Genomic DNA, 19,990 nt, shown 5'->3' on the forward strand with positions numbered 1-19,990 from the left:
TAAAAGAGCGGTCACAAAAAACAATGTTTTTGCACGTTGGCTTTGCCAACAGCCTCGTGAGGGGTGAACAAACGAATGAACGAGTTTGTGAATAAATTTATGCGAATTTTATTAATTGAAGATGATGCGTTAATCGGCAACGGCTTACAAATCGGATTATCAAAGTCCGGGTTTGTGGTGGATTGGTTTACGGACGGCAAAAGCGGTTTAAATGCCCTGAATTCAGCCCCTTATGATGCGGTCGTATTGGATCTTACTTTACCGAAAATGGACGGATTGGATATTTTGCAACAATGGCGAAGCAATAATCAGTCTATTCCTGTTCTTATTTTGACGGCTCGTGATACTTTAGATGAGCGTATAAAAGGTCTACAAAAAGGGGCAGATGATTATCTTTGTAAGCCTTTTGCATTGGCTGAGGTGGTGGCTCGTTTACAGGCGTTAATTCGTCGTAGCTATGGACATACCGCGCCTGTTATAAGCCATTTGAATGTTACGCTTGATCCGAACCAACGAAGTGTGAGGCTAAATGATGAACCGATTTCTCTTACAACACGGGAATATAAGTTGTTAGAACTTTTTATGTTGAATAAGGAGCGTGTTCTTTCCCGTTCAATGATTGAAGAAAAATTATCCACATGGGAAGAGGAAATTAGCAGCGCCGCCTTAGATGTGCATATTTATAATTTACGCCAAAAATTGGGAAAACAATTCATTCGTACCGTTCATGGGGTTGGCTACGCATTAGGGCAAAATGATGAGAAATAGAAGTTTAAAATTCCGCTTAATGAGCGGATTATTTTTGATTGCACTGTTTGTGTGGCTGATTTCGACTGTGGTCGCTTGGACAGTTGCGAAAAAAGAAGCCTATGAAGTGTTTGATGCACAACAAGTGTTGTTTGCCGAACGTCTTGCGACCTCTGATTTACAAAATATTTTACTGGGTAATACCGAGTTTAATCGTGGCGGATTTAAACCCTTAAAACGGAAATACGATGACGACGCCCTTGCTTTTGCCATCTTTTCTAAAAAAGGGGAACGGTTATTAAGCGATGGCGATAATGGTGATAATTTTATTTTTAGTGATAAAGAAGGCTTTAGTTCAGCCTATATCGAAAACGATGATGATAAATGGCGAATTTATTGGCTACCGGTGGCGAAAGGAGAATTACGAATCGCCGTTGGCCAGGAAATCGAATATCGGGAAGAATTAGTCAATAAAATGGTATTTGGACAAACTGCCATTTGGTTTGGCAGTTTACCGATTTTATTGGCTGTGGTTTTTTATTTGATTTACCAAGCATTAAAACCGATTAATCAGTTAAGCCGTGAAGTGTTACAAAGAAAACCGGGGGATGTGTCGCTGCTTGATACGTCAAATGTGCCAACGGAAATTTTGCCGTTGGTGAAAAATTTGAATCAATTTTTTGACCGCACTTCGGTGATGTTAAAAAGAGAACGCCGTTTTACGTCTGATGCAGCCCACGAATTACGCAGCCCATTAGCCGCATTACGTATTCAAACCGAAGTAGCTCAACTTGCTGGTGATGATAAAACCATGCAGGAGCAAGCCTTAGCGAATTTAACGCAAGGGATTGATCGTGCCAGTCAGTTAATTGAGCAACTTTTAACTTTATCCCGTTTAGATAATTTGAAAGAACTGGATGAGTTACAACCTATCAAATGGCAGGAAATCATCCCTTCATTAATGAGTGAACTTTATATTTCAGCACAAAAGCGGCAGATTGAGCTGTCATTTGAAGAAAATACCATTCCTTCGGAAAAAAATGGACAGCCTGTTTTAGCTTCGCTAATGTTGAGAAATCTCATTGATAATGCGATTAAATATGCAAAATCAGGGGCTTTAGTGAAAATTATTTTATCCAAAGACCACATTATTGTAGAAGATAATGGCGGTGGCGTCAGTGAAAGCGATTTAACCCGATTGGGACAACGCTTTTATCGTCCGGCAGGACAAAATGAAAAGGGAAGTGGTTTAGGCTTGTCTATTGTATTTCGCATCGCAGAACTGCATCACTACAAAGTGCGATTAGAAAATGTGATGGATTCCGGAAAAATCATCGGATTTAGAGCCATTATCAGTTTGCAGTAAAAATATATTCGGGGTGATTCGGTGTTCAAGAAAATATCTTTCACCTCTCGTTTTAAAATTTCATTTTCTTTTTTACAATAAACATTCCAATTCTTAGCGAAAATACTAAATGCCTCATATTTACATTGGTACGGGCGGTTACGCAGATAGAGATCTACTCGGTACTGTTTATCCTTTAGGAACGGCAAAAGAGGATTTTTTAACCCATTATTGCCGACACTATGATAGCGTAGAAATCAATAGTAGTTTTCATGCGACTATTGGATTGAAAACTGTGCAAGGAATGCTAGAGAAATCTGACGGAAAATTGCAATTCTCCATTAAATTGCACCAAGATTTTAGTCATACTCGAGTGGCAACAAGGGAAAGTGCTAAACAGTTTCTAAATGCATTACAGCCGTTAGTTGAACAACAAGTACTTGCTGCGTTATTTTTGCAATTTCCCCATCGTTTTGAACGTAACCTCAATAATCGTCGGTATTTAGCGGAATTGACTCAATGGTTCACGGATTATCCGATGGCAGTCGAATTTCGTCATCCTAGCTGGCATTGTGAGGCGGTGTTTGAGGCATTTTGCCGACAGCCCAATTTAATTTGGGGAAATGTCGATTATCCGCCCAATATCGGATTGCCGATGTTTCAACTAAACATCAATCAAAATACAGGCTATTTGCGCTTACATGGCCGCAATGGGAACTGGTGGCGTGAAAATTCTGCTCAGGCACGGCACAATTATCGTTATACCGAAAATGAGCTTGCCGAAATCGCAAATTTGATTGCTCAACAAAAAGATCGGTTTGAACGACTGTTTGTTTATTTCCAAAATACCACGCAAAGTCATTCCTTTTATAACATTGCGATGCTCAAGAATTTACTGCTACCTTTTGGCTTTGAAATGAAAACCCAAGTCGATGAGATACCTCATCAACAATGGGATTTATTTTGAATATCTTTATAAAACGTTTGCCTCAAGTTCTAAAATACCCGGCTCAATTTTGATCCCTTTAGCAAATTTTTTGATTAAGACATCTCGAATATTGCTTTCATCAAGAGTATAAATTGGAATGGTGGAAAGTAATGCGGAAATACTTTCACTTAAAAACGGCATGGCGATTTGTAGTTGTTCCATATACTCTTTAGGCTCACCGGACCATTGTAAAACACGTAAATTACGGAGATAAACCGCACCTTTTTCAGGGTTATAATAAGGAATGGTATCAAAAGTGAGGTTTAATTTAGCCGGGAATTGTTTATTTCCCAGTTTGAATAATCCTTCGGCTGTTCCGTTTATTTCAACACGCTTTTCTGTTCCTCTGCCAATTTTAGTTGTTAAATCCTTTAATTGGTAATCTAGCGAAAATAAACCGGGAAAGTTAAATTTATCTTTAATCGTCCCTTTTTCTAATAAATATTGATTAATTTGCTTTTCACTAATACTAAAGGGGGAAGATTGTACTTGGGGAAAAATAGTAAAACCGAGTAAGAGAATAAAGAGAGATATATTGAGCTTTTTCATAAGATACCCATTTTAGTTGAAAGATTGAAATAAACCCGTAAAATATGTGTGGTTTTTTTAGATTAAAACTATACCATAAAATAAATGGATTTGGAGTAATATTGTGATGGAGTCTAGCATTAACGCCGAATTTCAGGCGTATGTTAAGGGGATTTTAGAGAAACAAAAAGGAAAGCGAGTCTATAAATTTAACTATCAAGGGAAAAGCTACTGGCTGAAACAACCGGAAAGATTATCAGGTGTTTGGTTATTATTAAAGCCTCATCCCAAAAAGTCTTTTGAAAATGAATTAATGACGCTTTTAGATTTATTTAAACAGGGTGTGCCTGTTCCTAAAGTGGTTTATCACGAAAAAGATTTTTTTGTCTTAGAAGATGTCGGAATGAGCATTTCTCAATGGGTGGACAATCCAAACAGTTCTGAGGAACAAAAATTTTCAATTCTCTCTGATGCAAGCCAAGCCTTAATCGGATTACACAAAAAAGGATTGGTACATGGCCGTCCGGCAATACGTGATATTATATGGAATAATAGTAAAGTTATTTTTTTAGATTTTGAGTCTCGTTCAAAGAGCCAAAATAAAGATTGGTTAATTGTGCGTGATATGTTATTTTTCTTCGACAGTTTATGCCATAAAAATACAATTTCTGATAAATTAATAAAAGAAATAGCGCTTTATTATCAAACACATTGTGATTCCCGAAACTGGGAAATAATGCAAAATTATTTATCGAAGTTTAGATGGGTATACTACTTATTGTTACCTTTTAAACCGGTTGCAAAGAAAGATCTCCTTTCGATTTATCGTTTATTCAACCTATTATATGGTAAGGAAAAATAATGAAAAAAGCCTTCTTAATTTTAATGCTATCCGTCCTGCTTAGTGCTTGTTCCGTCGGAGGAGGCATTGGTGTCGGTGGAGGTAGTAACGGTGTTGGTGTCGGAGTGGGGCTTGGTACCGGATTTGGTTTCTAACCCTTAAGAGCTGTCAAAAATTGTAGTATTTTTTTAGATTTTTAAGAAAATGCTTGATCTTTCGATATAGCCCTCTATAATACGCCACATCTTTCGGACGCGGGGTGGAGCAGCTTGGTAGCTCGTCGGGCTCATAACCCGAAGGCCGTCGGTTCAAATCCGGCCCCCGCAACCAATACAAGTTCAGTAAAAGAACCCCAAATTTGGGGTTTTTTTGTACGAGAAATTTTAAAAACTGGGCTTAGGTTCTGTGAACCTAACCCTTTTTTTACGCCTAAAATTCAATATAGACGGGATTCTGCTATATGTATAGATTAGGGCAATAATTAATAGAGGAGTAGAGATTGGCTACCTTAGAACAAAATTTACAAGAAATATTGCAAGGTTCAATCGAAGATTTAGGTTGCGAGCTTTGGGGTATTGAGTGTCAACGTTCCGGTCGTTTTATGACTGTGCGTGTGTTTATTGATAAAGAGGGTGGTGTCACTATCGATGATTGTGCGGATGTAAGTCGCCAAGTCAGTGCAATTTTGGATGTAGAAGATCCGATTGCCGACAAATATAATCTTGAAGTGTCATCTCCCGGTTTGGATCGCCCATTATTCACATTGGCGCAATACAACCGCTATGTTGGTGAAGAAATTCTCATTCATTTACGTATTCCAATGATGGAACGTCGTAAATGGCAAGGAAAATTAGAGCGTATTGAAAATGATATGCTCACGTTAAAAGTTGATAATCAAGAACAAACCTTCGTTTTTGGTAATATTCAAAAAGCAAATGTTGTTGCAAAATTCTAAAAGGAGAAAAAGGAAAAATGAGTAAAGAGATTTTATTAGCAGCAGAAGCTGTATCTAATGAAAAATTATTACCACGTGAGAAAATTTTTGAAGCCTTAGAAAGTGCAATTGCCCTTTCAACTAAGAAAAAATACGAATACGAAACCGATATTCGTGTTTCAATTAATCCTAAAAATGGTGAGTTTGATACTTTCCGCCGCTGGTTAGTAGTCGATGAAGTCAAAGTGCCGACAAAAGAAATTACTTTAGAAGCGGCTCAATTTGATGATCCTAATATCCAACTTGGCGATTATGTCGAAGATCAAATTGAATCTATCGCTTTTGACCGCATTGCAATGCAAACCGCACGCCAAGTTATTAGTACAAAAATTCGTGAAGCGGAGCGTGCAAAGGTCGTAGAACAATTTCGTGCCGAAGAAGGTAAAATTGTTACCGGGACAGTAAAAAAAGTCAATCGTGAGAATATTATCTTGGATTTAGGCAATAAAGCCGAAGCTGTTATTGCTCGCGAAGATATGTTACCGCGTGAGAATTTCCGTCCGGGAGACCGTGTTCGTGGTGTACTTTATAAAGTTGTTCCGGAAAGTAAAACCGCACAACTGTTTATTACGCGTGCGAAACCGGAAATGCTTATTGAATTGTTCCGTATTGAAGTACCGGAAATCGGTGAAGAGATGATTGAAATTCGTGGCGCAGCACGTGATCCGGGTTCCCGTGCAAAAATTGCTGTGAAATCCAATGATAAACGCATTGATCCTGTTGGAGCATGTGTAGGTATGCGCGGAGCACGTGTTCAAGCGATTACCAATGAATTGGGTGGGGAACGTGTAGATATCGTACTTTGGGATGATAATCCGGCACAATTTGTCATTAACGCTATGGCGCCTGCCGATGTCAATTCTATCATTGTTGATGAAGATAACCATTCGATGGATATTGCCGTTGATGCTGCAAATCTTGCACAAGCAATCGGACGTAACGGTCAAAATGTGCGTTTAGCCACTCAATTGACCGGTTGGTCATTAAATGTGATGACAACGGAAGAACTGAATGAAAAACATCAAGCAGAAGACAATAAAGCATTAAATTTATTTATGAATGCATTGGAACTTGATGAAGAATTTGCACACATCCTTGTAGAAGAGGGTTTTACAAGTTTAGAGGAAATCGCTTATGTGCCGGTAAGTGAATTAACGGCAATCGATGGTTTGGAAGATGAAGATCTTATTGAAGAGCTTCAAACCCGTGCGAAAAATGCGATTACAGCAGTAGCAGTAGCAGAAGAAGAAGCATTGAAAAAGGCAAATATTGAGGAAGGTTTATTAAACTTGGATGGTATGAATCGCCACATTGCATTTAAATTTGCCGAAAAACAAATTACTACCCTTGAAGAGCTTGCCGAACAAGGTGTTGATGATTTAGCGGATATTGAAGAATTAACCGCTGAACAAGCCGCAGAGTTGATCATGGCTGCACGTAATATTTGTTGGTTCAGCGAAGAATAAGGAGAATTAATCATGACAGATGAAGTAAAAAAAACGGATAGTGAAGCGCCGAAAAAATTAAGTATTCAACGCAGAACGAAAACAACAGTTAGTGGAACAACGACAACCGGTAAAAGTAAAGCTGTTCAAGTGGAAGTACGTAAAAAACGCACAGTGAAAACCGATGCGGTTCAAAAATCAGAAGAGGCCGCAAAATTAAAAGAACAACAAGAATTGGAAGCTAAAAAAGCAGCAGAAAAGAAAGCGGCGGAAGAAAAAGCACGCTTAGAAGAGGAAAAAGCAAAAGCCGAGAAAGAAAAAGCGGAAGCAAAAGCCGAAAAAGCAGCGAAAAGTGCGGTCGATTCTAAGCCTAAATCTGTAGATGCAGAAAAAGAAAAACTCAAAGCGGAAGAGGCAGAACTTCGCCGTAAAGCGGAAGAAGTTGCCCGTCAAAAAGCAGAAGAGCAGGCACGTCAAGCGGCAGAAGCAGCAAAACGTTACGCTGAAATGGATGATGAAGATGACGATTCTTCCTCAGAAGATTATTCTGACTACAATCTAAGCTCAAAATATGCCCTTGAAGCGGAAGATGAAGAAGAGCGCCGTAATGAGAGTCGTGGTCGTGGAAAAAATAAAGTCGCAAAAACGAAAAAAGGCGGCCGCGATGACGATAATAGTAAGAATAGTCGAAATGAGCGTGAGTCTAACCGTAAAAACCAAAAAGAAGGTAAATTGGGTAAAGGTAAACACGCTAAGAAAGGGGCTGCATTACAACAGGCTTTCACAAAACCTGTTCAAGTAGCGAAAGCAGATGTGGTGATCGGTGAAACCATTACTGTTGCAGAATTGGCGAATAAGATGGCGGTTAAAGCCACTGAAATCATCAAAATGATGATGAAAATGGGCGAAATGGTGACAATTAACCAAGTGCTTGATCAAGAAACTGCGCAATTAGTGGCGGAAGAGCTCGGTCATAAAGTGATTCTTCGTAATGAAAATGAACTTGAAGAAGCGGTACTTGGCGATCGTGATGTGAATGCGGAAAAAGTAACCCGTGCACCGGTAGTAACCATTATGGGTCACGTTGACCACGGTAAAACATCCTTACTTGACTATATCCGTAAAGCGAAAGTGGCCGCCGGAGAAGCGGGGGGCATTACCCAACACATCGGTGCATACCACGTAGAAATGGATGACGGCAAGATGATTACTTTCCTTGATACACCGGGACACGCCGCCTTTACCTCAATGCGTGCCCGTGGTGCGAAAGCAACGGATATCGTAGTTCTTGTGGTAGCAGCTGATGATGGTGTTATGCCTCAAACTATCGAAGCGATTCAACATGCGAAAGCTGCAGGTGCGCCATTAGTGGTGGCGGTAAACAAAATTGACAAACCGGAAGCTAATCCTGATCGTGTAGAACAAGAATTGCTCCAACACGAAGTGATTTCAGAAAAATTCGGTGGTGATGTTCAATTCGTGCCGGTATCAGCGAAAAAAGGTCTTGGTATTGATGAATTGTTAGATGCGATTCTTCTCCAATCCGAAGTTCTTGAATTAACGGCTGTGAAAGACGGTATGGCAAGTGGTGTAGTGATTGAATCTTACCTTGATAAAGGTCGTGGCCCAGTGGCGACAATCTTGGTGCAATCCGGTACGTTACACAAAGGTGATATTGTACTTTGCGGTTTTGAATATGGCCGTGTACGTGCAATGCGTGATGAAAATGGTAAAGAAATCGATGAAGCAGGCCCATCTATCCCAGTGGAAGTGCTTGGGCTTTCCGGTGTACCGGCAGCAGGTGATGAAGCAACCGTTGTGCGTGATGAGAAAAAAGCGCGTGAGGTAGCATTATATCGCCAAGGTAAATTCCGTGAAGTCAAACTTGCTCGTCAGCAAAAAGCGAAACTTGAAAATATGTTTAGCAATATGACGGAAGGGGATGTGGCTGAATTGAATGTGATCGTCAAAGCTGACGTCCAGGGTTCTGTGGAAGCCATTGTCCAAGCCTTACACGAACTTTCAACGGACGAAGTAAAAGTTAAAGTGGTTGGTTCGGGCGTAGGCGGTATTACGGAAACCGATGCCACATTAGCGGCGGCATCCAATGCGATTATGGTGGGTTTCAACGTTCGTGCCGATGCCTCAGCGCGCCGTGTGATTGAAAGTGAAAACATTGATTTACGTTATTATTCAATTATTTATGAATTGCTTAACGAAATCAAAGCGGCGATGAGCGGTATGTTACAGCCTGAATTCAAACAAGAAATTATTGGTTTGGCAGAAGTGCGTGATGTCTTCCGTCATCCGAAGTTTGGTGCGATTGCCGGTTGTATGGTGACAGAAGGAATTGTTAAACGTAACAACCCAATCCGTGTGTTACGTGATAACGTCGTCATTTTTGAAGGTGAGCTCGAATCACTGCGCCGTTTCAAAGATGATGTGGCAGAAGTGCGTAGCAATATGGAATGTGGTATCGGCGTGAAAAACTACAATGATGTAAAAGTCGGCGATCAAATTGAGGTATTTGAAATAGTCGAGGTGAAACGTTCAATTTAATCTTTGTGGTTTAATTACCTGTAAAAACGTTTAGACATTGCGGTGAAATTATCCAACTATTGAAAAAATAGAGGAAAATTTCACCGCACTTTGTCAAATGGGATAACTAACTTTTTAATTAAGTTTAGTTGTAGCTATATTTAAATCGGCTGTTTATAGGCGAAAATCCCGAAGCAGCAGTTTTTTGGGAGCATTTAGAATGCTGGATTATTTAGCATTATTTTTTCTATTATTTGCGAGTATTGTGATTTTTTATGCAGTAATCGCTATTCACGACATTCCCTATGAAATCGCCAAAAAACGGAATCATCCACATTTAGAGGCAATTCATTATGCCGGATGGGTGAGTTTATTTACTTTACACGTTATTTGGCCTTTCCTGTGGATTTGGGCAACCCTATGGCATAAAGAAAATGGTTGGGGTAATGGCAATCGCCAAAAAGAATCCGAGCTTTTTTTAGGCATGGAAAATGTCACCAAACAGCTCCTGGAACTGGAAAAACAAAACGTAAAATTAGAAACAGAATTAGCGAATTTGCGTCAAGAATTAAACCTATTGACACAAAAATTAGCCCAATTGGAAAACAAGCAAAATAAAAGCGAGGAGTAAAAGATGGAATTAATGATTTTAATTATTTATGCCTCGCTGTGTGTAGGGATTTTTAAGCTCTTTAAAATTCCTTTAAACAAATGGTCGGTGCCAACGGCAATTTTAGGCGGTGTCGTATTATTGGTTTCTATGCTGTTGTTTATGAACTATAACCATCCGCATACCAAATTAGCGACACAATATTATGTTTCCACACCTATTGTGCCGCAGGTTCGTGGTCAAGTGGTTGAAGTCAATCAATTTGCACCGAATCAACGGATCAAAAAAGGTGAAGTGCTATTTCGTATTGATCCCACGCCTTACCAAGCGGAGGTGGATGCGAGAAAAGCGGAATTGGCGGATGCCATTCAATCTGCAACCACCTTGCAACTGGATGTGAATGCGGCTAAAGCCCGTCTAGAAGAAGCAAAATTCACAATGCACCAAAAGCAAAAAGAAGCGGAACGCTATAAAAAACTTGTGGCGACACAAGGGGTGAGTCAATTAGAAGCGGAAATTAAAACCCGCGAAGCCTTGAGTGCAAAAGCGACTTATGAAACCCGCCTCGCAGAGCTTGAAAAAGCAGAAAAACTGTTAGATTCCAACATTAACGGTGAAAATACCACAGTTGCGGCCAAACGTGCAGCCCTTGAACGTGCCGAGTTTGATTTAAACTCAACGACTGTTCGTGCGCCCTCTGACGGCTATGTGTCACAACAATTTTTACAGGAAGGGATGATGGCAGGACGTTTGGCTATTCGCCCTGTAATGACTTTTATTGGCGAACAAAAACGTCAGTTCGTTGCGGCATTTCGTCAAAATTCCCTATTGCGTTTAAAAGCCGGCGATGAGGCTGAATTAGCCTTTCCGGCTATTCCCGGAAAAGTCTTTCCAGCCAAAGTAAAAGCGATTTTACCGGCTATTGGTGAAAGTGAAGTGCAAGCAAACGGTACCACTTACACCCGTAAATTCATTGATGAACAAGCAATGCCTCTCGTATTGCTCGAACTCACCGAAGATATGGATGAATATCAACTACCTTTTGGTGCAACGGCTGAAGCGGCAGTTTACACCGAACACGCCCATCATCTCGCCATGATGCGTAAGATTTTATTGAGAATGAATAGTTGGAAAAATTATCTCTATTTAGATCACTAAAATAACATTTGTTACAAGACAAATATTCTGCTAAATATTGAAAGCGGTTATATTCTGTGATAAGAAATAACCGCTTTAATATTCGCTTTAAAAAGTTATCTGGCTTGCATTTGGAATTAACAGCAAATCTAATTTAGATTTTAATAAGGTAATAAATTTATGGATAGTCTACTAAATCATTATAGTCGTGCCAGCGCCATACCATCATTATTATGTGATTTTTACAAAACCTCCCATCGGATAATGTATCCTGAAGGTTCACAAATTCTTTATAGTACATTTACACCTCGTAGCAATAAACAAGCACCTTATTTAACAAGGGTCGTATCCTTTGGTTTCCAAGCATTTATTACTAAATATTTAATTCATTATTTTAATGACAACTTCTTTTCTCGAGATAAAGATGAAATTGTGTCTGAATATTCAGCTTTCATTAAAAAAACCTTGCAGTTGGATGACCCGGGGGAACACATTAAACAATTACACGAGCTAGGTTATTTACCCATCCGCATTAAAGCCATTCCTGAAGGTAAAACCGTAGCAATTAAAGTTCCCGTAATGACCATTGAAAACACCCACCCCGATTTCTGTTGGCTTACCAACTATTTAGAAACCCTCATTAATGTCTCCCTTTGGCAGCCAATGACTTCCGCCTCTATGGCGTTTGCTTATCGGACGGAGTTAGTTAAGTTTGCTCAGGAAACCTGTGATAATCAGGATCACGTTCCATTTCAATCTCACGATTTTTCAATGCGTGGTATGGGGTCTTTAGAATCGGCGGAAACTTCAGGTGCCGGTCATTTAACCTCTTTTTTAGGGACGGATACGATTCCCGCGATTTCTTTCATCGAAGCCTATTATGGTTCAAAAGGGTTAATTGGCACTTCAATCCCGGCTTCCGAACACTCGGTGATGAGTTCACACGGCATTGATGAATTGCCTACATTTCGTTATTTAATGGCAAAATTTCCGAATAGTATGTTATCCATTGTATCGGACACCACCGATTTTTGGCATAACATAACGGTTAATTTACCTTTATTAAAGGCGGAAATTATGGCAAGACCAGAAAATGCCCGTTTGGTTATTCGCCCTGATAGTGGTGATTTTTTTGCCATTATTTGTGGCGATCCTACGGCAGATACCGAGCATGAACGTAAAGGTTTGATAGCCTGTTTATGGGATATTTTTGGCGGTACGGTTAATCAGAAAGGTTACAAAGTTCTCGATCCTCATATCGGCGCTATTTATGGCGATGGCGTAACCTATGAAAAAATGGTGAAGATTTTAGAGGGGCTGAAAGCTAAAGGCTTTGCCTCAAGCAATATTGTGTTTGGTGTCGGTGCGCAAACCTATCAGCGTAATACACGTGATACCTTAGGATTCGCCATTAAAGCCACCTCTATCACGATTAATGGGGAAGAAAAAGCAATCTTTAAAAATCCTAAAACTGATAATGGCTTAAAAAAATCTCAAAAGGGTCGCGTTAAACTCCTTTCTTATGATACTTATCTTGACGGGCTAACTGCAAAAGATGACTTTAGTGATGATTTATTAGAAATACTCTTTGAAAACGGCAAACTGTTACGCCGAACTGATTTTGATCAAATCAGACAAAATTTATTTGCAGGCTCCCACTCATCATCAAATTAATAAGTCGCTTTGGGGCATAAATTTAGGGCATAAAATAGAACGAAAAGAGCGGTCGGATTTTATCACGTTTTCCGATCCTTTATTTAATCTCTCTGAATAGCTATCTCTCCCCTTCATAATATAAAAAAATTTTCTCATGACACAACCTGTCGCAACGCATTGAGAGAAAGGCTTTATAATTCACGGTGATTTTAATGAAAACCTATGAATAGGCTTGATTTTCACCTAAAGGGGAGAGGGAAGTGCTCTAAGAAAAATATAATTTTCTATTTCCCTTTTCTCATCGTGACAATGGCATAAATTTATGAATAATTTATGGCTAGTTTGGAATATGATTAATGCGAGGAAAATAGAATGAATAGCACAATAATTGATGCGCAATTTGAGCATATAAAAACCGAAGAATACCAACAAACGCTGGCGGATCAGGTACAAAATCATCTTTTTGCTGATCAGGAAAGCGGCGAAAAAGCAATGCAGACCATTAATGATTTCGTGAGCGATTATCTGGAAAATGGTCGTCATCAGCCGATTGATGAATGGTTGATCGGGCGTTTTAACCTTTATTCGGACATTTGGGAAAATGAACAAGAAAAAATCGACACGGCAAATGTGATTATTTCTACTGTCGATTCCTTGGTGAAAAATCAGCTTGATGTTGAAAAAGCCCTCAATAAAGGCAAAACCCTTGCCAATGTGTTAAATACAAAACTGACGGATATTGCGAACCAAAACGGCTTTGATCCTGTTGAAGCATTGAAAGCAATAGACGAAGGACTGGAAAATGCCAATCTTGCCGGTACGGAAATGTATTTAGGACAAGCCATTCCTTTAACACTAAAAAGCGAAAGCGCAATGCCTTTGGATCTTGCCCGAAATATCACCACCAAGGCAAAAATCAACGCAAATTTACATTTAATGGCGTATGGCGTGCGAACCATTGGTGAACGGCTATACAATGCCATTAAAGGCAAGGAAAACCGTAGCCAAAGCGAAGAATTGTTGCATATTTTACGTTCTTCTATTGAAACGGCTGAAAATAAAGGTGTGCAAGTGGCAATGTCGGGCGGTGTGGTGGTTTCCGCCAAGAAAGGTTGGATAAAAGCCGGCTTTGACACACTCAATAAAATTGAAGACACAATTGAGAGAACCCGCCAAAAATGGGATCGGATTACGGATTTAGTATTGAGTGTGGGCGAGGGATGGAACGATACCCGCATTCTCGATAAAGTCGAACAAGGGCTTCTCAAAACCGTTGATGTGGCGGCAGAAAAAGCAAAATTTGCTACCTCAAAATTTATTACCAAAGTTGAAAAAACCTGTGAAAACTGGTTAAAAACTAAAGGTGGGGCAATTGGTGCAAGAATCGGTAGTTTTGTGGGATCAATATTTAGTCCTGCCGGTACAGCAATCGGCGCAACAATTGGCGGTTATCTTGGCGAAAAAGGCGGAGAATGGGTTGCCGATAAAGTGGTTAAACCTTTAGCTAATACAGCACGAAAAGTAGCGGATAAAACCATTGATGTTGTCGCAGATACGGTAAAAACGGTGGTTTCTAAAGGGCGTGAAATACTAGAAAGTGGTGTTAATGTTCTTAAAAATGGGCTTCGTAAACTTAAATTCTGGTAAATTGAATCCGTGGGTAATAAATTACCCACGGTTAAGCATAGTGTTTCCCTTTTAGGAAAAGGCAAAAACGATCCCAAAGGAATTGAACGATGAGTAACCTAGGGTAACTTGTTACCCTAGGTATAGAGGACTAAAAATGAAACTAAACCAACAACTTATTGAATTGATTAAAGCAGGGTATTCTACATTTTATCTTCATACCGCTGAAACGGCACGGGCGGAAAATTTAGTGGCGGAAGTAGCGAAAAGCCTGAATTTCCACGTTCACGAAATCAACCTTGCACAAGGAAAAATTGATTTTTCCAACAAATCGCAAATTAAAGAAAATCACGGACGCATTGAACAAACTTTGAATGATCTTTTGGATGAAGATTTGGAACAAAACCTCTTTTTCATCAAAAATGCCAAACTTGCCTTAGAAAATAACCCGATCGCCGTGGCACGTTTGCAATATCTTATTGAAAACATTGAACGCTATTATACCGGAGAATGTGCCGTGATTTTGCAATCTTCGGAAGTCTATATTCCCTCCGACATCGAACCTTTTATCACGCTTTTGGAAATGCCTTTGCCAAAGGAAAGCGACATCAAAGTCATTATGGACGATCTCAACATCGAAGAGGAAAAACAAAGCAAATTTATCACCGCACTTTCGGGCTTAAACGAACTGGAAATCAAAAAAGTACTGACGCTGATAAAACAACGTTTTAATGGTTTTAATGAAAGCGATCAAGACAAAATACTCAATGAAATTCGCCAACAAAAAGAGCAAATTATCGCCAAAAGCGGTGTGTTGGAAATGGTGAAAGTGGATCACCAAATCACCGATATCGGTGGTTTGGAAAATCTCAAAAAATGGTTGCAAGAGCAAGCTCACATTGTCGGAAATTTGGAAAAAGCAAAAGCCTTTGGCGTGAAAGCCCCAAAAGGTGCGTTAATTGCCGGAATGCCGGGTTGTGGCAAATCGCTCACCGCAAAAGCGGCAGCCGCCTTGTTTCAACAGCCGTTAGTGCGCTTGGATATTGGCTCGCTACTGGGCAAATATGTGGGCGAAAGCGAAACCAATATGCGCAAAGCCCTCGCCATGGCAGAAAGTATCAGCCCCTGCGTGCTTTGGGTGGACGAGTTGGAAAAAGCCTTTGTGGGGATGAGTGGCAATAATGCTTCGGAAGTCAGTTCTCGTCTTTTGGGCTATTTTTTAACTTGGATGCAAGAAAAAACACAGCCTGTCTTTATTATCGCCACTGCCAACGACATCACCGCTTTACCACCGGAATTACTGCGTAAAGGGCGTTTTGATGAAATTTTTTATGTGGGCTTTCCAAACTATAAAGAACGCCAACAAATTTTAGCGATTCACCTTAATAAAGCGAAACAAAAAGTCGATGTTTTGGATTTAGAAGAAATTGCCCGCCAATGTCGGGATTATTCCGGTGCGGACATTGAAAACGCCGTGTATGACGGTGTGAAACAAGCATTTCTTGCCAATGCGGCACACCTTAACCAAGCCACATTAATTGAAGCGATCAGCCGCACCGTGCCATTGCGTAAAACACTGAAAGAGAAAGTGGGCGAGTATGAGAAAAAATTTGAGGAACTTTACCTCACCCCGGCTTCTCAGTCTGACGGATTAAGCATTGCGGAAATGAATAAATTGGCAAACAGCACCAACTATCTTGACCGCTTAAAAGTCGCAAATGATGCTGAAGTGACCGAAGATATTTTGGAAAAATTGGTGGAAGATAAGAATTTAAAAGTTAGAAAATCTGTATTTCAAAATCCAAGTTGTCCTAAAAAGATCTTAGATAAAGGAATTTCTCAAGATATATCAGATCCTGAGTTTTATAAGGAAATACTTCCAATTATTATGAGTCACTCAAATACTTCTTTTAATTTAGTTGAAGAAGTTTTTAAAAATAATGAAAGTTTAAAAGAATTTTTTGTAAAAAATCCTAATATTTCATATCGTGAAATGGAGATTTTTGCAGATGACTCTAATATTCAAGTTAGAAGGAATTTAGCCTTAAATCCTAATATACAAACAATGGCTCAATTAAAATTATCTGAAGATTCTGATGAAAAAGTAAGAGAAAATTTAGCTAGAAATAAAAATATTTTCTCTATAGCTCAAGAAAGACTAGTCAAAGATACTAGCGAAAATGTAAGGGGAGCACTAGCTAGAAATATTTATGTATTGGAAATTATACAAAATATTTTAGCAAAAGATAAAAGTAAAAAAGTTAGAAACCGCCTTGCTCATAACAAAAGAATTTGTCAAAGAGCTCAAGAGATTCTTTTAGATGAGAATGACGATGTGTCGTATGTTTTAGGACCTCTAGCCTCTAATGAATATACATCTGAAAAAACAAAATTATTGCTTTTAGAAAAAATTTACAAAGGACAATATGGAGAAGGTTATAATTTTGATGTTCAATTTATTAAAAGTATGTTAATTAAAAATCCAGAATCTTCTCTAGAAATAAAATTAATTTTATCTAAAGACAAATCTGATTATGTGCGTTCTGAAGTAGCAGAAAAAAACGATATTCCTAAAGCAATACAATTAGAATGGGCTAATAGCAAAGATGATAAAGGTTTGAAATATGGATTAGCTAATAATAAAGATATTGATGAAGAAGTACAATTAATATTAGCTAATGGATATATAAATGAGGCATATATGAGTTCTTTAGCAAGTAACCCTAATATATCAGAAAAAGCTCAATTGATTTTAGCAAATTCAGAATATGATATTATTTTAGATTCATTAAAATATAATACTAATGTATCTAAGAATATACAATCCAAAATAGTTGAAGAGACTATAAGATAGTATAGTTCTTACAAAAAATAAGGAAAGTTTTATTTCTCTATTTTAGTTTTAGTAAAAATCTTCCAAAAACCAACCGCACTTTTCGCTTTTTTGGGATAAATTTTGCTATAATCCCTCGCTTTAAAAAGCATCTTGAAAATAGGAAATTAAAAATGGCTCGAGAATTTAAGCGTAGCGACCGTGTGGCGCAAGAAATCCAAAAAGAAATTGCAGTGATTTTGCAGCGAGAGGTAAAAGATCCTCGTATTGGTATGGTGACGGTATCCGATGTGGAAGTGTCTAGCGATTTGGCGTATGCCAAAATTTTTGTCACTTTTTTGTTCGATCATGATGAAAGTGCGATTGAACAGGGAATGAAAGGGTTAGAAAAAGCCGCACCTTATATTCGCACCTTACTTGGCAAAGCCATGCGGTTGCGCATTGTGCCGGAAATTCGTTTTATCTATGATCAATCCTTAGTCGAAGGTATGAGAATGTCCAATTTGGTGACGAACGTGGTGCGTGAAGATGAACGTAAACACGTTGAGGAAGAGGCATAATGTCAAGACCACGCAAGCGGGGGCGGGATATTGACGGCGTGTTTTTATTGGATAAACCGCAAGGGATGTCTTCCAATGAGATTATGCAAAAAGTCAAACGTCTTTTCCAAGCGAATAAAGCCGGGCATACCGGGGCGCTCGATCCTTTGGCAACAGGAATGTTGCCCATTTGTTTGGGTGAAGCCACCAAATTTTCGCAATTTTTATTGGATGCGGATAAGCGCTATTTGGTGACGGCAAAATTAGGTGAGCGTACCGATACCTCCGATGCGGAAGGGAAGACCGTGGAAACTCGTGCAGTGAATGTGGAAACGCCACAAATTTTGACCGCACTTGAGCAATTTCGGGGCGATATTTTACAAGTGCCTACCATGTTTTCAGCTTTAAAACATCAGGGCAAACCTTTGTATGAATATGCCCGCCAAGGTATCACCGTAGAGCGTGAAGCCCGCCCAATCACCATCTTTGAACTCAACTTTATTGAATATCAAGCCCCTTATTTAACCTTGGAAGTGCATTGTTCCAAAGGCACTTACATTCGCACCCTAGTAGATGATTTAGGCGAAGTATTGGGCTGTGGCGCACACGTTACCATGTTACGCCGCCTTGCCGTGGCGGATTATCCTATTGAGGCAATGATGAGCTGGGATGAATTGCAAAACCTCGCAGCGCAGCAAGATTTAGCCTTGTTGGATCAGCATTTATTACCAACGGATACGGCGGTGAGTAAATTGCCGGCATTGCATTTGAATGAAACACAAAGCCGTGGGATTGGTTTTGGCCAGCGTGTAAAATTTGCCAACGAACAACAATTACAAGGGCAAGTGCGGTTGTTTTCTGCAGAGAATGTCTTTTTAGGTGTGGCGTTGATCGATGGTGATATTATTCGTCCACAGCGATTAATCACACAAACCCCATAATTTCATTTGCCTTTCCTGATAAATTCCAGTAATCTTGCCTGTAATTATTTTCTTACAAATTATGTAAACAAAAGATTACAGGTGGGTTATGGAAACACTCAAAGATTTACGTTCCGAAATTGATTCGCTCGATCGCGAACTTATTCAACTTTTTTCTAAACGCCTTGAACTGGTTTCACAAGTGGGCAAAGTGAAACATCAACACGGTCTCCCTATCTATGCGCCGGATCGTGAAATTGCTATGTTACAAGCTCGGCGTTTAGAAGCCGAAAAAGCGGGCATTTCACCGGATTTAATCGAAGATGTGCTACGCCGTTTTATGCGGGAATCCTATACTAATGAAAACCAATTTGGCTTTAAAACCGTCAATCCCAACATTCAAAAAATTGTGATTGTAGGGGGGCATGGAAAATTGGGAGGATTATTTGCCCGCTATTTACGTGCCTCCGGCTATCCGATTTCCGTTTTAGAACGTGATGATTGGGATGTGGCGGAGAGCATTCTTGCTAATGCGGATGCGGTCATTGTTTCCGTACCCATTGCCAATACGCTTGAAACCATTGAACGTTTAAAACCTTATTTAACAGAAAGTATGTTGCTGGCTGATCTCACTTCCGTGAAACGTGAACCTTTGGCGAAAATGTTGGCAATACACCAAGGGGCAGTGGTGGGCTTGCACCCAATGTTCGGCCCGGATATTGCCAGTATGGCAAAACAAGTGGTGGTGCGTTGTGACGGGCGTTTTCCTGAACGTTATGAATGGTTGCTTGAACAAATTCAAATTTGGGGAGCGAAAATTTATCAAACCGATGCAGTCGAACATGATCATAATATGACTTATGTGCAAGCCTTGCGTCACTTTTCGACTTTTGCCAACGGTTTGCACCTTTCCAAGCAACCGGTCAATCTGGCTAATTTACTGGCGCTTTCTTCCCCAATTTATCGTTTGGAATTGGCGATGATTGGCCGTTTGTTTGCACAAGATGCCGAGCTTTATGCGGATATTATTATGGATAAAGCGGAAAATCTTGAGGTGATAGAAAGCTTAAAGCAAACCTATGAAGAAGCGTTGACATTTTTTGAAAATCACGACCGTCAGGGATTCATTGATGCTTTCCATCAAGTAAGGGAATGGTTTGGTGAGTATTCCGAACAATTTTTAAAAGAAAGCCATCAATTGCTCCAACAAGCAAATGATTTGAAGCAAGGATAGATGAAAAGT

Annotated in this window: 17 protein-coding genes and 1 tRNA gene; 17 read left to right on the plus strand and 1 reads right to left on the minus strand. The window is 39.6% G+C overall.

Annotation, left to right across the window (positions count from 1 at the left end; genetic code table 11):
* Positions 1–99 precede the first annotated feature (99 nt).
* The 3 genes from BKG94_RS06620 to BKG94_RS06630 all read left to right on the plus strand — a co-directional run bounded on the left by BKG94_RS06620 (position 100) and on the right by BKG94_RS06630 (position 3,059).
* Entirely contained in the window at positions 100–768 is a 669-nt protein-coding gene (locus BKG94_RS06620; RefSeq protein ID WP_077435625.1) for a response regulator, read from the plus strand.
* Positions 758–2,113, plus strand: a complete 1,356-nt coding sequence (qseC, locus tag BKG94_RS06625; protein ID WP_077435461.1) for a quorum sensing histidine kinase QseC — start codon at positions 758–760, stop codon at positions 2,111–2,113. The genes BKG94_RS06620 and qseC overlap by 11 nt, the downstream gene beginning before the upstream one ends.
* Positions 2,114–2,222: 109 nt before the next feature.
* The gene (locus tag BKG94_RS06630; RefSeq protein ID WP_077435463.1) at positions 2,223–3,059 is read left to right on the plus strand and encodes a DUF72 domain-containing protein; all 837 of its coding nucleotides are present in this window, start codon (positions 2,223–2,225) and stop codon (positions 3,057–3,059) included.
* 6 nt (positions 3,060–3,065) lie between these two features.
* Here BKG94_RS06630 and BKG94_RS06635 read toward each other — a convergent pair whose 3' ends face one another.
* Positions 3,066–3,629: a YceB family lipoprotein gene (locus BKG94_RS06635; protein ID WP_077435465.1), complete on the minus strand. Its 564-nt coding sequence runs from the start codon at positions 3,627–3,629 to the stop codon at positions 3,066–3,068.
* 106 nt (positions 3,630–3,735) lie between these two features.
* On the opposite strand from BKG94_RS06635, the gene BKG94_RS06640 reads away from it, so the two are divergent.
* The 14 genes from BKG94_RS06640 (at position 3,736) to tyrA (ending at position 19,981) form a co-directional block, all read left to right on the plus strand.
* A complete protein-coding gene (locus tag BKG94_RS06640; protein WP_077435467.1) occupies positions 3,736–4,470 on the plus strand; it encodes an RIO1 family regulatory kinase/ATPase domain-containing protein in 735 nt (244 codons plus the stop codon).
* Positions 4,470–4,604: a hypothetical protein gene (locus tag BKG94_RS10090; RefSeq protein WP_256856063.1), complete on the plus strand. Its 135-nt coding sequence runs from the start codon at positions 4,470–4,472 to the stop codon at positions 4,602–4,604. Before BKG94_RS06640 ends, BKG94_RS10090 begins: the two co-directional genes overlap by 1 nt.
* A gap of 98 nt (positions 4,605–4,702) precedes the next feature.
* Positions 4,703–4,779 (plus strand) — tRNA-Met (locus BKG94_RS06645).
* Between the two features lie 169 nt (positions 4,780–4,948).
* On the plus strand, positions 4,949–5,404 hold the full coding sequence (rimP, locus tag BKG94_RS06650) for a ribosome maturation factor RimP (RefSeq protein WP_077435469.1): 456 nt from the start codon (positions 4,949–4,951) through the stop codon (positions 5,402–5,404).
* Between the two features lie 17 nt (positions 5,405–5,421).
* On the plus strand, positions 5,422–6,909 hold the full coding sequence (gene nusA / locus BKG94_RS06655) for a transcription termination factor NusA (protein WP_077435471.1): 1,488 nt from the start codon (positions 5,422–5,424) through the stop codon (positions 6,907–6,909).
* Positions 6,910–6,921: 12 nt separating this feature from the next.
* Entirely contained in the window at positions 6,922–9,447 is a 2,526-nt protein-coding gene (gene infB, locus BKG94_RS06660) for a translation initiation factor IF-2 (protein WP_077435473.1), read from the plus strand.
* A 199-nt stretch (positions 9,448–9,646) separates the two neighbouring features.
* A complete protein-coding gene (locus BKG94_RS10095) occupies positions 9,647–10,057 on the plus strand; it encodes a DUF3302 domain-containing protein (protein WP_077435475.1) in 411 nt (136 codons plus the stop codon).
* A gap of 3 nt (positions 10,058–10,060) precedes the next feature.
* The gene (locus tag BKG94_RS06670; protein WP_077435477.1) at positions 10,061–11,194 is read left to right on the plus strand and encodes an HlyD family secretion protein; all 1,134 of its coding nucleotides are present in this window, start codon (positions 10,061–10,063) and stop codon (positions 11,192–11,194) included.
* A gap of 159 nt (positions 11,195–11,353) precedes the next feature.
* Positions 11,354–12,847: a nicotinate phosphoribosyltransferase gene (locus tag BKG94_RS06675; protein ID WP_077435479.1), complete on the plus strand. Its 1,494-nt coding sequence runs from the start codon at positions 11,354–11,356 to the stop codon at positions 12,845–12,847.
* A gap of 354 nt (positions 12,848–13,201) precedes the next feature.
* Entirely contained in the window at positions 13,202–14,476 is a 1,275-nt protein-coding gene (locus tag BKG94_RS06680) for a hypothetical protein (RefSeq protein WP_077435481.1), read from the plus strand.
* Between the two features lie 136 nt (positions 14,477–14,612).
* Entirely contained in the window at positions 14,613–17,309 is a 2,697-nt protein-coding gene (locus tag BKG94_RS06685) for an AAA family ATPase (protein WP_077435483.1), read from the plus strand.
* Between the two features lie 152 nt (positions 17,310–17,461).
* On the plus strand, positions 17,462–17,848 hold the full coding sequence (gene rbfA / locus BKG94_RS06690; RefSeq protein WP_077420866.1) for a 30S ribosome-binding factor RbfA: 387 nt from the start codon (positions 17,462–17,464) through the stop codon (positions 17,846–17,848).
* Positions 17,848–18,768 carry a tRNA pseudouridine(55) synthase TruB gene (truB, locus tag BKG94_RS06695; protein WP_077435485.1) on the plus strand — a complete coding sequence of 307 codons (921 nt, stop codon included), beginning with the start codon at positions 17,848–17,850 and terminating at the stop codon, positions 18,766–18,768. Before rbfA ends, truB begins: the two co-directional genes overlap by 1 nt.
* Positions 18,769–18,856: 88 nt before the next feature.
* On the plus strand, positions 18,857–19,981 hold the full coding sequence (tyrA, locus tag BKG94_RS06700; RefSeq protein WP_077435487.1) for a bifunctional chorismate mutase/prephenate dehydrogenase: 1,125 nt from the start codon (positions 18,857–18,859) through the stop codon (positions 19,979–19,981).
* Positions 19,982–19,990 lie beyond the last annotated feature (9 nt).

Origin of the sequence: Rodentibacter ratti (assembly GCF_002000485.1) — a bacterium.
Lineage (GTDB): Bacteria > Pseudomonadota > Gammaproteobacteria > Enterobacterales > Pasteurellaceae > Rodentibacter > Rodentibacter ratti.

What these genes read in the sequence shown, in the direction of transcription:
- infB (WP_077435473.1), top strand. Translation starts at nt 6,922, where the DNA reads ATGACAGATGAAGTAAAAAAAACGGATAGTGAAGCGCCGAAAAAATTA.
- BKG94_RS10090 (WP_256856063.1), top strand. Translation starts at nt 4,470, where the DNA reads ATGAAAAAAGCCTTCTTAATTTTAATGCTATCCGTCCTGCTTAGTGCT.
- tyrA (WP_077435487.1), top strand. Translation starts at nt 18,857, where the DNA reads ATGGAAACACTCAAAGATTTACGTTCCGAAATTGATTCGCTCGATCGC.
- BKG94_RS06630 (WP_077435463.1), top strand. Translation starts at nt 2,223, where the DNA reads ATGCCTCATATTTACATTGGTACGGGCGGTTACGCAGATAGAGATCTA.
- BKG94_RS06635 (WP_077435465.1), bottom strand. Translation starts at nt 3,629, where the DNA reads ATGAAAAAGCTCAATATATCTCTCTTTATTCTCTTACTCGGTTTTACT.
- nusA (WP_077435471.1), top strand. Translation starts at nt 5,422, where the DNA reads ATGAGTAAAGAGATTTTATTAGCAGCAGAAGCTGTATCTAATGAAAAA.
- truB (WP_077435485.1), top strand. Translation starts at nt 17,848, where the DNA reads ATGTCAAGACCACGCAAGCGGGGGCGGGATATTGACGGCGTGTTTTTA.
- BKG94_RS06620 (WP_077435625.1), top strand. Translation starts at nt 100, where the DNA reads ATGCGAATTTTATTAATTGAAGATGATGCGTTAATCGGCAACGGCTTA.
- BKG94_RS06675 (WP_077435479.1), top strand. Translation starts at nt 11,354, where the DNA reads ATGGATAGTCTACTAAATCATTATAGTCGTGCCAGCGCCATACCATCA.
- qseC (WP_077435461.1), top strand. Translation starts at nt 758, where the DNA reads ATGAGAAATAGAAGTTTAAAATTCCGCTTAATGAGCGGATTATTTTTG.
- BKG94_RS10095 (WP_077435475.1), top strand. Translation starts at nt 9,647, where the DNA reads ATGCTGGATTATTTAGCATTATTTTTTCTATTATTTGCGAGTATTGTG.
- BKG94_RS06640 (WP_077435467.1), top strand. Translation starts at nt 3,736, where the DNA reads ATGGAGTCTAGCATTAACGCCGAATTTCAGGCGTATGTTAAGGGGATT.
- BKG94_RS06685 (WP_077435483.1), top strand. Translation starts at nt 14,613, where the DNA reads ATGAAACTAAACCAACAACTTATTGAATTGATTAAAGCAGGGTATTCT.
- BKG94_RS06680 (WP_077435481.1), top strand. Translation starts at nt 13,202, where the DNA reads ATGAATAGCACAATAATTGATGCGCAATTTGAGCATATAAAAACCGAA.
- BKG94_RS06670 (WP_077435477.1), top strand. Translation starts at nt 10,061, where the DNA reads ATGGAATTAATGATTTTAATTATTTATGCCTCGCTGTGTGTAGGGATT.
- rbfA (WP_077420866.1), top strand. Translation starts at nt 17,462, where the DNA reads ATGGCTCGAGAATTTAAGCGTAGCGACCGTGTGGCGCAAGAAATCCAA.